This is a genomic window from Cupriavidus oxalaticus, assembly GCF_004768545.1.
Classification (GTDB): Bacteria; Pseudomonadota; Gammaproteobacteria; order Burkholderiales; family Burkholderiaceae; genus Cupriavidus; species Cupriavidus oxalaticus_A.
Genome location: NZ_CP038635.1, coordinates 1,273,004 through 1,287,991, shown reverse-complemented (window position 1 = coordinate 1,287,991; position 14,988 = coordinate 1,273,004). Strand labels below are relative to the sequence as shown.

Genomic DNA, 14,988 nt, shown 5'->3' with positions numbered 1-14,988 from the left:
CCCCGGCAGGCCGGCGCGGACTCCCTACGCATGTGGGGGATCCGTCTCGCCACAGAGGCCCCGGGGCGGTTACACTTCGCAGCAATGAATTGTTGTCCCGAGGAGACTACATGACCGCAACGCCAAACCCCACGCCCCACCGCGGCGAGACCGTGTTCATCGTCGACGACGATGAAGCCATGCGCGACTCGCTGACCTGGCTGCTGGAGGGCAATGGCTACCAGGTTCGCAGCTTTACCAGCGCCGAGCAGTTCCTCGCCGCCTACGACGCCAGCCAGGTGTCCTGCCTGATCCTCGACGTGCGCATGCCCGGCATGAGCGGCCCGGAACTGCAGGAGCGGATGATCGCCGAGAACATCAATATCCCGATCGTCTTTATCACCGGCCATGGCGACGTGCCGATGGCGGTATCGACCATGAAGCGCGGCGCCATCGATTTCATCGAGAAGCCGTTCGACGAATCCGAACTGCGCGCGCTGGTCGAGCGCATGCTGCAGAAGGCCCGCACCGACCACTCGGCCGCGCGCGAGCAGCGCGCCGCCAAGGACCTGCTGGGCAAGCTGACCACGCGCGAGCAGCAGGTGCTGGAGCGCATCGTGGCAGGCCGCCTGAACAAGCAGATCGCCGATGACCTGGGCATTTCCATCAAGACGGTGGAGGCGCACCGCGCCAACATCATGGAAAAGCTCAACGTCAACACGGTCGCCGACCTGCTGCGCCTGGCCCTGTCGCGCAACAGCTGACCTGCGGCGCCGGCTGGCCTCCTCAAGCCCTCCTGGCCAGCCTTTCCGGGCGCCACTGCCGGCGCCCCGGTCTCAATTCTTCAGGTAATCTTCGTCCCGGAACGTGACCACCCATTGTGGCCGGTAGACCACAAAGACGGCCACCAGCAGCCCGGTCAGGAACGCCTCGCCAAACGCCAGGATCAGCGTAGCCGCCAGCGTATCGGCCACGGTGAACGGCAGCCCCGGCGCCATCACGTGCCGCCACGCCGCCTGCGCGGCACTCGCGCCCAGCGCGGCCAGCCCCGCGGTGAAATAGCCGTGCCCCAGGATAAAGATGAACGGATGGCGCGGCAGCCAGCGCCGCATCAGCGCCTGCAGTCCGGCCGAAAGCAGCGCCGGCACCAGCGCCAGCCAGGTATAGCGCACCCATAGCGAAGGCCAGTCGAACAGCGCCCAGCTGTGGCCGGCCAGGTATTCAAGCCCGAACAGCGACACCAGGTCCACCACGAACAGCGACAGCAGCGCCAGCGGCAGCCCGAACAGCGTCACCATCAGCGTGGCGCCCAGCAACTGGATCACCAGCCCGCCGACCAGCGTGGCGCGCACCGTCCACAGCAGCGCCACCAGCACCATCGCCCCCAGCCAGGCGTGCTGCAGCGAATTGCGCCGCAGCAGGCGCCACGGCCGGCGGCTCAGCGCCCACAGCAGTCCGGCGAGGGACACGACAACGAGCAGCGGATCTGACAGCAGGGACGGGAGCGCGGTGTGCATGCGGCCGATGCTACCAGTCCCTTACCCCTACAACCCTTGCATCCGGTCAAGCTGCGCGCGCCAGCCCGCACTGACCCTTTATAATTCGCCTTTGATCCGCATGCCCGCATGACGGGCGCACGCCACTCGCGGCCGAAGCCATCTGCCGGATCCGCCCAAATTCGCACAAACCCGCCCAAACCGGTCTTTTCCTCCATGTCTGCCCAACTGATCGACGGCAACGCCCTTGCCAAACAAATCCGCTCCGAAGCCGCCCAGCGCGCCGCCAGCCTGACCGAGCGCGGTCACCGCCCCGGCCTCGCCGTGATCCTGGTCGGCGAGGACCCGGCCAGCCAGGTCTACGTGCGCAACAAGGTCAAGGCTTGCCAGGACAACGGCTTCCACTCCTCGCTGGACCGTTACCCGGCCGACCTGTCCGAGGCGGAATTGCTGGCCCGCATCGACGCGCTCAACCAGGACCCGAGCATCCACGGCATCCTGGTGCAGCTGCCGCTGCCCAAGCACATCGACAGCCACAAGGTGCTGGAAGCGATCGCCCCCGAAAAGGACGTCGACGGCTTCCACGTCGCCAACGCCGGGGCGCTGATGACCGGCGCCCCGCTGTTCCGCCCGTGCACGCCGTATGGCTGCATGAAGATGCTGGATTCGATCCAGTACCCGCTGCGCGGCGCGCGTGCCGTGGTAGTCGGGGCCTCCAATATCGTCGGCAAGCCTATGGCGATGCTGCTGCTGCAGGCCGGTGCCACCGTCACCATCTGCAACAGCAAGACGCGCGATATCGGCGCCCATACCCGCGACGCTGACGTGATCGTCGCCGCGGTCGGCAAGCGCAACCTGATCACCGCCGACATGGTCAAGCCGGGCGCCGTCGTGATCGACGTGGGCATGAACCGCGACGACAACGGCAAGCTGTGCGGCGACGTGGACTTCGCGGGCGTGCGCGAGGTGGCCGGCTACGTCACGCCGGTGCCTGGCGGCGTCGGCCCGATGACCATCACCATGCTGCTGGTCAACACGCTGGAAGCCGCGGAACGCGCCGCGGGCTGAAGCGCGCGCGTTCGGCGTACATTCGACCTACAGTACGCCACACGGGGTGCTGGAAATGCCCGCACCCCGCCCCCATCTGCGGGGCATCGACCTTTGAGGCCAGCCAACCGAGAACACGCCATGGACCAAGCCGCACAAGCCACCCCGGTCAACAATCCGCTGCTGGACTTTTCCGACCTGCCCCGCTTCGCCGAGATCCGGCCCGAGCACATCAGCCCGGCGCTGGACGCGCTGCTCGAAAATGCGCAGCAGGCGGTCGCCCGCGCCGAGGATCCGGCCACGCCGGCCGACTGGGCCAACGCCGTGCAGGCGCTGGAAGCCGCCACCGAGCCGCTGGGCCGCGCCTGGGGCGTGGTCAGCCACCTGAGCGCGGTCGCCGACACGCCGGAACTGCGCAAGGCACACGCCGACAACCTGCCGCGCATGACCGAGTTCTGGTCGTCGCTCGGCCAGAGCCTGGCGCTGTATGAAAAGTACAAGGCGCTGGCCGCCAGCCCCGAGTTCGCCGGCATGAGCGCGGCCCGCCACCAGCTGATCGAGAACGAGCTGCGCGGCTTCCGCCTGGGCGGCGCCGAGCTGCCCGAAGACCGGAAACCGCGCTTCGCCGAGATCCAGGAGCAGCAGGCGCAGCTGTCCAAGGCCTTCTCCGACCATGTGCTGGACGCCACCAACACCTACGCGCTGATCGTCGAGGACGAGGCACGCCTGGCCGGCCTGCCCGACGATGCGCGGGAAGCCGCCCGCCACGCCGCTGAGAAAGACGGCAAGGCCGGCTGGAAATTCACGCTGCACTTCCCCTCGTACTTCCCGGTGCTGCAGTACGCCGACGACCGCGCGCTGCGCCAGACGTTGTACGAGGCCAATGTCACGCGCGCCTCGGAACTGGGCGCGCAATACGGCCTGGGCCAGGGCGAGTGGGACAACACCGCCAACATGCGCGACCAGCTGGCGCTGCGCCGCGAAGAAGCGCAGATGCTCGGCTACCAGTGCTACGGTGAAGTCTCGCTGGTACCTAAGATGGCCGAGTCGCCGGCCGAAGTGCTGAAGTTCCTCGACGAGCTGGCCATCAAGGCAAGGCCCTACGCCGAGAAGGACTGGGCCGAGCTGAAGGCCTTCGCCGCCGCCGAACTCGGCCTGTCCGACCTGCAGCCGTGGGACGTGGCCTATGCCTCGGAAAAGCTGCGCCAGCAGCGCTATGCGTTCTCCGAGCACGAGGTCAAGCAGTACTTCCCGGAACCCAAGGTGCTGGAAGGCCTGTTCGGCGTGGTGCAGAAGCTGTTCTCGGTGCGCATCGAGGCCGAGCCGGCGCAGACCTGGCACAAGGACGTGCGCTTCTTCCGCGTGACCACTGCGGACGGCACGCTGCTGGCCCAGTTCTACATCGACCTGTACGCGCGCGAAGGCAAGCGCGGCGGCGCCTGGATGGACGACGCGCGCGGCCGCAAGGTGCTGGAGCAAGGCGGCGTGCAGACGCCGGTTGCGTACCTGACCTGCAACTTTTCCGCGCCGGTGGGCAACAAGCCCGCGCTGTTCACGCACGACGAAGTGATCACGCTGTTCCATGAGTTCGGCCATGGCCTGCACCACATGCTGACGCAGGTGGGCGAGCTGGGCGTGTCCGGCATCAACGGCGTGGAATGGGATGCGGTGGAACTGCCGTCGCAGTTCATGGAAAACTTTTGCTGGGAATACGAAGTGCTGACCGGCATGACGCAGCACGTCGACACCGGCGCGCCGCTGCCGCGCGCATTGTTCGACCGCATGCTGGCCGCCAAGAACTTCCAGAACGGCATGATGACGCTGCGCCAGATCGTGTTCTCGTCGTTCGACATGCACCTGCATACGGACTTCGACCCGGCCGGCGCCGCCTCGGTGCTGGAGCTCTCGCGCCAGATCAATGATCGCGTGCACGTGGTGCCGCAGCATCCGCTGTCGCGCTGGCCGAACACCTTCAGCCATATCTTTGCCGGCGGCTACGCGGCGGGCTACTACAGCTACAAGTGGGCGGAGGTGCTGTCGGCCGACGTCTATGCGGCGTTCGAGGAAGCGGCACAGCTGTCGGGCACCGTGCTCGACAGCGAGACCGGCGCGCGCTACCAGCGCGAGATCCTGTCGGTGGGCGGCAGCCGCCCGGCGATGGAATCCTTCGTCGCCTTCCGCGGCCGCGCGCCGCAGATCGATGCGCTGCTGCGCCACGGCGGGATGGCGGCATGAGCGCGGTTGCACTACCCACCACCGGTCCGCTGCGGATCGCGAGCTGGAACGTCAATTCGCTGAAGGTGCGCCTGCCGCAGGTGCTGCAATGGCTGGCCGAGCAGGACCAGGCCGGCGCGCCGATCGACGCGCTGTGCCTGCAGGAACTGAAGCTGCCGGACGACAAGTACCCGCTGGCCGAACTGGAGAATGCGGGCTTCCACAGCATCTACACCGGCCAGAAAACGTACAACGGCGTGGCCATTCTCGCGCGCGACGCCAGCATGCCCGGGCCGGTCGACGTAGTGCGCAATATTCCCGGCTTCGAGGATGCGCAGCAGCGCGTGATCGCCGCCACCTACGGCGACCTGCGCCTGGTCTGCGCCTACTTCCCCAACGGCCAATCGCCCGAGTCGGAGAAGTTCACGTACAAGCTCAAGTGGCTGGAAGCGATGACGGCGTGGCTGCGCGACGAAATGCAGCGCCATCCGCGCCTGGCGCTGCTGGGCGACTTCAATATCGCGCCCGAAGACCGTGACGTGCACGATCCGGCCAAGTGGGTCGGCCAGAACCTCGTGTCGCCGCCGGAGCGCGCCGCCTTTGCCGCACTGGTGGAACTGGGCCTGGCCGATGCCTTCCGCAGGTTCGAGCAGCCGGAGAAAAGCTTCTCCTGGTGGGACTACCGCATGCTGGCGTTCCGCCGCAATGCCGGGCTGCGCATCGACCATATCCTGCTGTCGCCGGAGCTGGTCGAGCAATGCTCCGCCTGCGTGATCGACCGCGTGCCGCGCACCTGGGAACAGCCCTCGGATCACACTCCGGTGGTCGCCACGCTGCACTGCGGCTGAGGCCCGCCACGGGCTGCGGCCGCCACGGCATGCGCCGCCAGTCCACGCATTCACGCAAGCCCGGGCATGCCCGGCTCGCCCCGCGGCGGCCTGCCCGCTACACTGACGGCATGAACCCCGCATGAACCCCTGAACGCGGCAAGACCGCGGACAGGGGCGCCGAGGCCTGTTCCCATGTCCGTATCCACGCAAGGCTCATTCCTGCATCGCATGTTCCCGTGGCGCCAGCGCGTCGACCGCGCCACGCTGCGCGCCGACCTGGTCGCCGGCCTGCTCGGCGCGGTGCTGGTGCTGCCGCAGGGCGTGGCCTTCGCCACGCTGGCCGGACTGCCGCCGCAGTACGGCATCTACAGCGCGGTGGTGCCCTGCATCGTCGCGGCGCTGTTCGGTTCGAGCTGGCATGTGATGTCGGGGCCGACCAATGCCAATTCGCTGGCGTTGTTCGCCATGCTGAGCCCGCTCGCGTTCGCCGGCAGCCCCGCGTATATCGGGCTGGCGCTGGCGGTGACCATCGTGGTCGGCGTGATGCAGCTCGCGGTCGGCACGCTGCGGCTCGGTTCTCTCGCCAACTTTATCTCGCCGTCGGTGCTGCTCGGCTTTACCTGCGGCGCGGCGACGCTGATCGGGTTGTACGCGCTGAAGGATGTGTTCGGACTGCAGGTGCCGACCGGCACCAGTGCCTTCGGCGTGCTGCGCCACCTGGCCGAGCATGCCGAGACCATCAACTGGTCCGCAGCGGCAGTCGCCGCCGTGACGCTGGCGGTGACGCTGCTGTGCAAGCGGCTGTGGCGCAAGCTGCCGTTCATGCTGCTGGGGCTGCTCGCCGGCTATGGCGTGGCGCTGCTGCTGAACCAGGCCGGCGCCTTCGCCCAGCATGTGAACGTGGTCGGGCCGATCCCTTCGGCGCTGCCGCATTTCCATGTGCCCGACGTCGACTGGCGCAAGCTGCCCGACCTGCTCGGCATCGCCTCGGCGCTGACCATCGTCGCGCTGGGCCAGTCGATCTCGATCGCCAAGGCGGTGGCGCTGCGCTCCGGGCAGCATATCGACGCCAACCGCGAATTCATCGGCCAGGGCCTGTCCAATATCGCCGGCGGCTTTTTCTCCGGCTATATCTCGTGCGGCTCGCTCAACCGCTCGATGCCCAACTTTGAAGCCGGGGCGCGCACACCGCTGGCCAGCGTGTTCTCGGCGTTGTGGCTGGTGGCGCTGGTTGCGCTCAGCGCGCCGCTGCTGGCGCAGATCCCGATGGCGGCGATCGGCGCCATGCTGCTGCTGGTGGCGTGGGGACTGCTCGATCTCGCCCGGCTGCGGCGCATCTTCACGCTCAGCCGTACCGAGTTCGCGATTGCCATCGGCACCTTCGCCGCGACGCTGGTGATCCGGCTCGAAATGGCGGTGCTGCTCGGCACCGTGCTGTCGCTGGTGGCCTACCTGTACCGCACCTCGAGGCCTGCAGTGCGCAGCCTGGTGCCGGATGCCGACGACCCGGGCCGGCGCTTCACGCCGCTGGACGAACTGCACCGCCCGCAGCCGGAATGCCCGCAACTCAAATTGCTGCGCATGGAAGGCGCGATCTACTTCGGCGCCGTCCAGTACGTGACCGACCGCCTGCACTGGCTGCGTGAGGTCAATGCCGGCCAGACGCACTTGCTGGCGATGACCAAGAGCATGAATTTCATCGACCTGGCCGGCGCGGAAATGTGGGAAAACGAGCTGGCCGAGCGCCGCGCGATGGGCGGCGATCTCTACTTCCACCGCCCGCGCACGCAGGTGCTGCAGACGTGGGAGCAGACCGGCTTCAGCAACAAGCTGGGGCCGGACCATATTTTCCCGACCAAGCGGCAGGCGCTGCACACGATCATCGGCAAGCTGTCGCCCGAGATCTGCGCGCAGTGCCGCGCCAGGATCTTTGAAGAATGCGCGTCGCGGCCGGGGGCATCAGGGCACGACGCCGTCGATGCCGATGCGGCCAGCGCACCGCGGCCGCAGGCATGCGCCACCGCGGCGGCACGCTGACGCGTCGCGCACAAGATGCCGTCAGCAAGAAAAAGCCTGCCGAGGACAGCGTTAGACGACCGGAAATTGAAACAGCGGGGAAGACGTTGGTGCCTGCGCCGGCGTTGCGGGGCCGGGTACGCAAGGCCGGACGGCCCTACGCGGTGATGCCTGATGGTGGATGGGCGCCCGCGGCATGCCGACGGCTGGCCGGGGCATCCATCCTCATCAGATCGGCGCCACGTGGGCGCGCTTGACGACGATTGGCTGGGGCGCGCCCTGCTCGATCAGCACCACGGCGGCGCGTTCGATGGTTTCGCGTCCGGCACGGAATGCCTCTTCCAGCGACAGCACCTGGTCGGCGCTGAAGCCTTCCCACAGTGCTTCGCGTGTCACTACGCAAGTCACTTTCTCGCCATTGACGATCGCCTGGAAGAGCAAGCCTTCATTATTGATGTCGTAGCGTTCTTGCTCTTGGAATTTGATATCCATCGGTGCAGCCCTCCATATGCAAGTGGAGAAGAATCCTAACATGGCTCCGACCATATCGTGCGGATCCGCCTTGTGCGATTGCGCTCAATCCGATGACCGGCAAGGCTGGCGTTCGGTTCCGTTCACCTGATCGTCACTGGCATCGGCATGCGCGAAAGGCGTTGCACACGGTTGTTTGCAAACTGTTGACAGCGCCGGAAATCATGCTAGAATCTCGTTCTTCGTTGGGGCGTTAGCTCAGTTGGTAGAGCAGCGGACTCTTAATCCGTAGGTCGAGTGTTCGAGTCACTCACGCCCCACCAGCGAATACAGAAAGGCCGGAAGCAGCGATGCTTCCGGCCTTTTGCTTTTTCCGCTGCTGCTTTCCGTTCCGGGTTTTCTCGAAAATGCCGCAGGCAGTGCACGCCTGCGGCAGTTCACCTCCCCGCGCTCACGCGCCGACGCTGGCGCGCTCGAACAGCGTGTGCGCCAGTGCGCGATGCCGCGTCAGCACGTTGGGCAGGTCCGCCGTCAGCAGCACGCCGTCACGCACCACTTCGCGCCCGTTGATCACGCTCGCCGCGACATTGGCCGGCGTGCAGAACACCAGCGACGCAACCAGGTCGTGGCCGCCGCCGGCGAAGCCCACCCCCGACATATCGAAGGCAACAAAGTCCGCCGACATGCCCGGCGCGAGCGCGCCGATATCGTCGCGGTTGAGCACGCGTGCGCCGCCCAGCGTGGCGATCTCCAGCGCCTCGCGCGCGCTCATCGCGGCCGGGCCGTAGCCGACACGCTGCAGCAGCATGGCCTGGCGCGCTTCACCCAGCATGTGCGCGCCGTCGTTCGACGCGCTGCCGTCGACACCCAGCCCGACCGGCACGCCCGCATCGCGCATCGCCCGCACCGGCGCGATGCCGGATGCCAGCCGCATGTTCGAGCACGGGCAATGCGCCACGCCGGTGCCGGTACGCGCGAACAGCGCAATGGCTTCGTCGTCGAGCTTCACGCAGTGCGCATGCCAGACATCGTGACCGACCCAGCCCAGGTCTTCGGCATACTGCGCCGGCGTCAGGCCGAATTTCTCGCGCGAGTATGCGATGTCGTTGTCATTCTCGGCCAGGTGGGTGTGCAGCGACACGCCATAGTGGCGCGCCATCACGGCCGACTCGCGCATCAGGTCGCGCGACACCGAGAACGGCGAGCAAGGCGCCAGCACCACGCGCAGCATCGCGTGGCGCGCGCTGTCGTGGTACTGCTCGACCAGCCGCTGGCTGTCGCGCAGGATCGCGGCTTCATCTTCGACCACCACGTCGGGCGGCAGGCCGCCCTTGCTGCGGCCCACGCTCATCGAGCCGCGCGCGGCGTGGAAGCGCATGCCCATCTCCTGCGCGGCGGCGATCGAATCGTCCAGGCGCGAGCCGTTGGGAAACAGGTAGAGGTGATCGCTGGTGGTGGTGCAGCCGGACAGCATCAGCTCGGCCATCGCGGTCCTGGTCGACACGGCAATCATTTCCGGCGTCAGGTGCGACCACAGCATGTACAGGTTGGTCAGCCACGAGAACAGCTCGGCATCCTGCGCGGCGGGCACGGCGCGCGTCAGGCTCTGGTACATGTGGTGGTGCGTGTTGACCAGGCCCGGTGTCACCACGCGGCCGCGCATATCGAGCACCTGCGCGCTGCCATCGTCGACCATGCGGCGGTATTGCGGCGGCAGCCCGGCGGTCGGACCGACCCATTGCACCGCCGGGCCTTCGGCGACCAGCGCGCCGTCGCGGATCTCGCGGCGCTGCGCGTCCATGGTGACGAGTACGTCGGCGTTCAGGGCAATCAGGGTCATGGCGGCATTCCTTAGGTTCTCGGGGACGGATGCCGCCAGTCTAAGGCGAAGGCGTGCTCGCGCCTAAGCATTGAATTCCGAGCACTGTGTCCACAAAAAGTGGACATCCACCCTACCCCGCCTAGCGGGCCTGGGCGAACAACGTGGCCAGTGCATCGCCGATGCGTTCGGCCATCAGCTCCGCGGCCGCGCTGAGGGTGCCGCGGGCACGCGCCACCAGCGTTAGCGTCTGCCCCTGCAGGTGGCGGTCGCGCAGCGGCACGTACACCAGCGCCTGCCGCGCGCGCTCTTCCATCACGTCGAGCGGGTTCAGCAGCGCCACGCCAGTGCCCAGCATGACCAGCTGGCGGATCAGCACGGTCGAGGTCGATTCCGCCACCGGCGAAACTTCGATGGCATTGCGCGAGAAGGCCGCGTCCAGCAGGGCGCGGATCGATAGCGACGGCGCCGGCAGGATCAGCGGATAGCCGACGCATTCGCTCAGCAGCACGGACGGCTGCGCCGCCAGCGCATGGCCCGGCGGCACCACCGCGCCGATCTGCCAGTCGCTGCTGGCCAGCGTGCGAAAGGCGGGCAGCTCCGGCAGATCGTAGCCAAGCCCGAGATCGGCATCGCCTTGCTCGACCGCCGCGACGATATCGGCAACCGGCAGGTCATTCACCCGCACCACGATGCCCGGATAGCGCTGGCGGAAGTCATGCACCAGCGACGGCATCAGCGAGCCGGCCAGTCCCGCGGTGACCGCCACGGTGACCTCGCCGCGGCGAGCGCCCTTGAATTCCTCGATACGTTCGCGCAGCGCGTCATGCTCGCGCAGCGTCTGGCGGACGTGGGCCAGCACCATCTCGCCCAGCGGCGTCAGGCGCAGCCGCTTGTTGATGCGCTCGAACAGCGGCGCGCCCAGCTCGGCTTCCAGGTCAAGGATCTGCCGGTTCACGGCCGTCGGCGCCACGTGCAGGTGCTCGGCCGCCTTGCGGATCGAACCGCGGCGGACAACCTCGTCGAGATAGCGCAGGACTCTGGCGTGCATGGGCTGGCCGTGTCAGGGTGTATCGGGGGGTGCCGAATTGTAGCGGCGGGCGCGAGCCCCGCGGCCGTCCCCTTCGCGGAAAATGGCGAAAGGGTATTGCGCAGTATCCGATACCTTGCTACAATCTTTTTCTTCGTTGGGGCGTTAGCTCAGTTGGTAGAGCAGCGGACTCTTAATCCGTAGGTCGAGTGTTCGAGTCACTCACGCCCCACCAGCGAATTCAGGAAAAGCCGGAAGCTTGCTTCCGGCTTTTTTTCATTTCCGCCTTCGTTTCCGTTCTCATTCCCGCTCGCCCTTCCCTCGCTCCCCTCTCCTGCGCAAGCCGCTGCCAGGCAGCACGGCACGACCGCCGTTTTCTTGATACGCGGGTTGTCACCAATTCCTTTCCACGCGCTTTCCCGGTTGAATCGCTTCCGCGCACGTTGTGGAACTTGGTTCCGTATCGCGGAACCGCAACGCGCAGGCCGCTGCCGCACCCCGGCGCGGCCGGGTCAGCCGGCGCGGGAAGACTGACGGCGCGGGGCGCACGATGGTGGCGCCCGATAGAAACGCCTGCAGCCCGCCTGGCAAGCAATCAGTGAAAGAAGAACGGAGGCATCCTTGAAAGCAGTCAACAATGCAGGCGCAGCCGCCTGCCTCGCAGCCATCGGCCTGGCCTGTGCCGGCTTTGCCCAGGCGCAGTCCTACCCCACCAAGCCGATCCGCCTGATCGTCCCGTTCGCGGCCGGCGGCACCACCGATATCGTCGCGCGCGCGGTCTCCGACGGCCTGGGCCGCGAGCTGGGCCAGCCGGTGGTGGTGGAAAACCGCGGCGGCGGCGGTGGCGCGATCGGCGCCGACGCGCTGGCCAAGTCCGCGCCGGATGGCTACACCCTGGGCATCGCCACGGTCAGTACCATGGCGACCAACCCAGCCACCAATCCCAAGAATCCGTACGACCCGCTCAAGGATTTCGCGCCGATTACCAACCTGGTCAACGTGCCCAACGTGCTGACGGTGAACCCGAAGGTGCCGGCCAAGACGCTGAAGGAATTCGTCGCACTGCTGAAGGCCAACCCGGGCAAGTACAGCTACGCGTCCGCCGGCAAGGGCAGCATCTCGCATCTGGATGGCGAGCTGTTCAAGGACATCACCAAGACCGACATGGTCCATATCCCCTACCGCGGATCGGGCCCGGCGCTGAACGACACGCTGGCCGGCCAGGTCAACGCGCAGTTTGACAACCTGCCGTCGTCGATGCCGCATATCCAGGCCGGCAAGCTGCGTGCGCTGGCAGTGGCGGCACCCAAGCGCGTCGAGGGCCTGCCCGATGTGCCGACCTTTGCCGAAGCCGGCATGAAGGACATGAACAACATGGCCTGGTATGGCCTGGTCGCCCCGACCGGCACGCCCGCTGCCATCATCACGCGCGTGCACGATGCCGCGGTCAAGGCACTGCAGGACCCGAACGTCAAGCGCCGCCTGGCTGAAAGCGGCGCCTACACCGACGGCAACACCTCGGCCCAGTACGCCGCGCAGATCAAGCGCGAACTGGACCTGCGCAAGAAGATTGCGCATGACCAGAACATCACGCTGGAATAACCGGCCTTTGTGTCAAAGAGGACATCGAACGGCTGCCACATGGCAGCCGTTTTTTCGTCTGGACGCCACAAAACGTGCAGATTACATCACTCTCCAATGGGAAATTTCTGTTCTCGGAGCCGAATCTTGATCCTGGACAGGACGCAACCTCCGCCCAAGCGTTTCAATATCCATAGAAGAAACTTTCACTTTGCGGACACGCGCCAACTCGGTACATTAGCTGGGTGATCCGCCACACGGCCGGCCGCATGCCGGACCACGCTCGGCCCCAACCCGTCATCGCGCAGGCGCTGCGATGCCGATATCGCGAGGATAAAGAGATGCTGAAGAAGACCGTTTCGACCCTGATCGTTGCAGCATTCGCCGCTGTGGGTGCGACGCAGGTTTATGCGCAGAAGAACTACACCGAGGGCGGCGACCTCTACGGCGGCAGCCACACCAAGAAGCAGGCCAGCCCGAACCAGAACCCGGCGAAGTCGGGCAAGTTCGATCCCTACACCGATGGCGCCAAGCAGTCGACGCGCTCCGACCTGACCAACTCGGGCAAGAAGTTCGACCCGAACACCGACGGCGCCAAGGCCGGCAAGTACGATCCGTACACCGACGGTGCCAAGGCTGGCAAGCCCGATCCGTACACCGACGGTGCCAAGACCGGCAAGTACGATCCGTACACCGATGGCGCCAAGGCGCCCGCCAGCCAGGGCGACAAGGCCCAATAAGCCCGCACTGCCCAGGCAAGACAGCCCGCTTCGGCGGGCTGTTTGCATTGTTGCGTACGCGTTTCAGGCAGCCAGCGCCTGCGCCGGCTGTGGGGGCTGCATCGTGCCGCGATCGCGGAAGCCGACGTGCCAGGACAGCGCCTCTTCCAGCAAGTGAGGTGTGTGGCCACCGTGGGCGCCGGCGCGGCGGAAATAATCGCCCAGCAATTCGCGGTATTGCGGGTCGGCGCAATTGGCGATGACGGTGTGCGCGCGCTCGCGCGGCGCCAGGCCGCGCAGGTCGGCCAGGCCATGCTCGGTGACGATGATGTCGACGTCGTGCTCGGTGTGGTCCACGTGCGCCACCATCGGCACGATGCTGGAGACATCGCCGCCCTTGGCCACCGACTTGGTCACGAACACCGACAGGTGCGCATTGCGCGCAAAGTCGCCGGAGCCACCGATGCCGTTCATCATGTGCGTGCCGCCCACGTGCGTGGAATTGACGTTGCCGTAGATGTCGCACTCCAGCGCGGTGTTGATGGTGATCAGCCCCAGCCGGCGCAGGATCTCTGGATGGTTGCTGATCTCCTGCGGGCGCAGCAGCAGCCGCGAGCGGTAGCGGTCCAGGTTCGACAGAAAGCGCTGGTAGACCTCGCGCGTCAGCGTCACCGACGATGCCGAGGCGAACGACAGCCGGCCCGCATCGAGCAACTCGATGGTGCTGTCCTGCAGCACCTCGGAATACATCTTCAGGTCGCGGAACGGCGAGTCGACCAGCCCGTGCAGCACGGCGTTGGCAATGGTGCCGATGCCGGCCTGCAGCGGCTGCAGCGACGGCGACAGCTTGCCCGCGCGCACTTCGCGCAGCAGGAAGTCATTGAGGTGGCCGGCGATGCTGCGCGTCTCGTCGTCCGGAGGCAGCGCATTGGAGGGGCTGTCGTCCTTGGCGGTGATGACGATGGCGGCAATCTTTGCCGGATCGATCGGGATATACGGCAGTCCGATGCGCTGTTCCGGCGCGATCAGCGGGATCGGCTGCCGGTACGGGCGGTGGACCGGGAAATAGATGTCGTGCAGCCCCTCCAGCTCCAGCGGCATGTTCATGTTGATTTCGACAATCACCTTGCGCGCCAGCATGGCAAAGCTGGCCGAATTGCCCACCGAGGTGCTGGGGATGATGCCGCCCTGCTCGGTGATCGCGACAGCCTCGACCACCGCCACGTCCACCGGCGCGATCTGGCCGGAACGCAGCTGCTCGACGGTTTCGGACAGGTGCTGGTCGATGAACATCACTTCGCCGGCGTTGATCTTGCGGCGCAGCGTGGCATCGGACTGGAACGGCAGCCGGCGCGCGATCACGTCGGCCTCGGCCAGCACGCGGTCGATGTCGTTGCCGAGCGAGGCGCCGGTCATCAGGGTAATGCGCAGTGGCTCGGTCGCCGCACGCCGCGCCAGCGCGAACGGGACTTCCTTGCAGTCGCCCGCGCGGGTGAAACCGCTCATGCCTACGGTCATGCCGTCGCGGATCAGCGCGGCGGCTTCGTCGGCCGAGACTACCTTGTCATGCAGCCTGGCCAGGCGAATGCGTTCCTTGTACATCCATATCTCCGGTCTGGCGGCGCAGGCCCTTGCCCATGCCGCTCGCCCCGCGCCTTGTTTGCCGAAGGCTGGCGTTGTGGGGTCTCCGGCTCGCAGTGTAGCCAGCCGCCCCCATTCCGGCTGTGATTTAAAGTCATGGGCAGCAGTCGCTTTCCTCATAGGCGGCGGCAGTGCCAGCGACCTT

General features: G+C 66.7%; 12 protein-coding genes and 2 tRNA genes. 9 read left to right on the top strand and 5 right to left on the bottom strand.

Annotated features, from left to right (window positions below; translation table 11 throughout):
* Nucleotides 1-110 precede the first annotated feature (110 nt).
* The gene (locus E0W60_RS16830) at nt 111-743 is read left to right on the top strand and encodes a response regulator transcription factor (RefSeq protein ID WP_029047707.1); all 633 of its coding nucleotides are present in this window, start codon (nt 111-113) and stop codon (nt 741-743) included.
* A 72-nt stretch (nt 744-815) separates the two neighbouring features.
* Here the strand turns inward: E0W60_RS16830 and E0W60_RS16825 are convergent, their stop codons facing one another.
* On the bottom strand, nt 816-1,496 hold the full coding sequence (locus E0W60_RS16825) for a hypothetical protein (RefSeq protein ID WP_133097426.1): 681 nt from the start codon (nt 1,494-1,496) through the stop codon (nt 816-818).
* 195 nt (nt 1,497-1,691) lie between these two features.
* Between E0W60_RS16825 and folD the strand changes: the two genes are divergently transcribed.
* The 4 genes from folD to E0W60_RS16805 all read left to right on the top strand — a co-directional run bounded on the left by folD (nt 1,692) and on the right by E0W60_RS16805 (nt 7,603).
* Nucleotides 1,692-2,543 carry a bifunctional methylenetetrahydrofolate dehydrogenase/methenyltetrahydrofolate cyclohydrolase FolD gene (gene folD / locus E0W60_RS16820; RefSeq protein ID WP_133097427.1) on the top strand — a complete coding sequence of 284 codons (852 nt, stop codon included), beginning with the start codon at nt 1,692-1,694 and terminating at the stop codon, nt 2,541-2,543.
* A 120-nt stretch (nt 2,544-2,663) separates the two neighbouring features.
* Nucleotides 2,664-4,757 carry a M3 family metallopeptidase gene (locus E0W60_RS16815; protein WP_135704998.1) on the top strand — a complete coding sequence of 698 codons (2,094 nt, stop codon included), beginning with the start codon at nt 2,664-2,666 and terminating at the stop codon, nt 4,755-4,757.
* Entirely contained in the window at nt 4,754-5,584 is an 831-nt protein-coding gene (gene xth / locus E0W60_RS16810) for an exodeoxyribonuclease III (RefSeq protein WP_195429544.1), read from the top strand. The genes E0W60_RS16815 and xth overlap by 4 nt, the downstream gene beginning before the upstream one ends.
* Before the next feature lie 174 nt (nt 5,585-5,758).
* Nucleotides 5,759-7,603, top strand: a complete 1,845-nt coding sequence (locus E0W60_RS16805) for a SulP family inorganic anion transporter (protein ID WP_371704846.1) — start codon at nt 5,759-5,761, stop codon at nt 7,601-7,603.
* 207 nt (nt 7,604-7,810) lie between these two features.
* Here E0W60_RS16805 and E0W60_RS16800 read toward each other — a convergent pair whose 3' ends face one another.
* On the bottom strand, nt 7,811-8,074 hold the full coding sequence (locus E0W60_RS16800) for a DUF1488 domain-containing protein (protein ID WP_029047712.1): 264 nt from the start codon (nt 8,072-8,074) through the stop codon (nt 7,811-7,813).
* A 226-nt stretch (nt 8,075-8,300) separates the two neighbouring features.
* On the opposite strand from E0W60_RS16800, the gene E0W60_RS16795 reads away from it, so the two are divergent.
* Nucleotides 8,301-8,376 (top strand) — tRNA-Lys (locus E0W60_RS16795).
* A 128-nt stretch (nt 8,377-8,504) separates the two neighbouring features.
* On the opposite strand, the gene E0W60_RS16790 is transcribed toward E0W60_RS16795, so the two are convergent.
* Entirely contained in the window at nt 8,505-9,893 is a 1,389-nt protein-coding gene (locus tag E0W60_RS16790; protein WP_135704997.1) for an 8-oxoguanine deaminase, read from the bottom strand.
* Nucleotides 9,894-10,014: 121 nt separating this feature from the next.
* Complete coding sequence (locus E0W60_RS16785) at nt 10,015-10,923, bottom strand: LysR substrate-binding domain-containing protein (RefSeq protein WP_133097430.1); 909 nt, start codon at nt 10,921-10,923, stop codon at nt 10,015-10,017.
* Between the two features lie 138 nt (nt 10,924-11,061).
* Here E0W60_RS16785 and E0W60_RS16780 point away from each other — a divergent pair.
* From E0W60_RS16780 to E0W60_RS16770, 3 genes are all read left to right on the top strand, one after another.
* Nucleotides 11,062-11,137: transfer RNA gene (locus E0W60_RS16780), tRNA-Lys, on the top strand.
* 386 nt (nt 11,138-11,523) lie between these two features.
* The gene (locus E0W60_RS16775; RefSeq protein WP_135704996.1) at nt 11,524-12,504 is read left to right on the top strand and encodes a tripartite tricarboxylate transporter substrate binding protein BugE; all 981 of its coding nucleotides are present in this window, start codon (nt 11,524-11,526) and stop codon (nt 12,502-12,504) included.
* A 320-nt stretch (nt 12,505-12,824) separates the two neighbouring features.
* Nucleotides 12,825-13,223 carry a hypothetical protein gene (locus tag E0W60_RS16770; protein ID WP_133097432.1) on the top strand — a complete coding sequence of 133 codons (399 nt, stop codon included), beginning with the start codon at nt 12,825-12,827 and terminating at the stop codon, nt 13,221-13,223.
* Between the two features lie 63 nt (nt 13,224-13,286).
* Here E0W60_RS16770 and E0W60_RS16765 read toward each other — a convergent pair whose 3' ends face one another.
* The gene (locus tag E0W60_RS16765) at nt 13,287-14,804 is read right to left on the bottom strand and encodes an acetyl-CoA hydrolase/transferase family protein (RefSeq protein WP_135704995.1); all 1,518 of its coding nucleotides are present in this window, start codon (nt 14,802-14,804) and stop codon (nt 13,287-13,289) included.
* Nucleotides 14,805-14,988 lie beyond the last annotated feature (184 nt).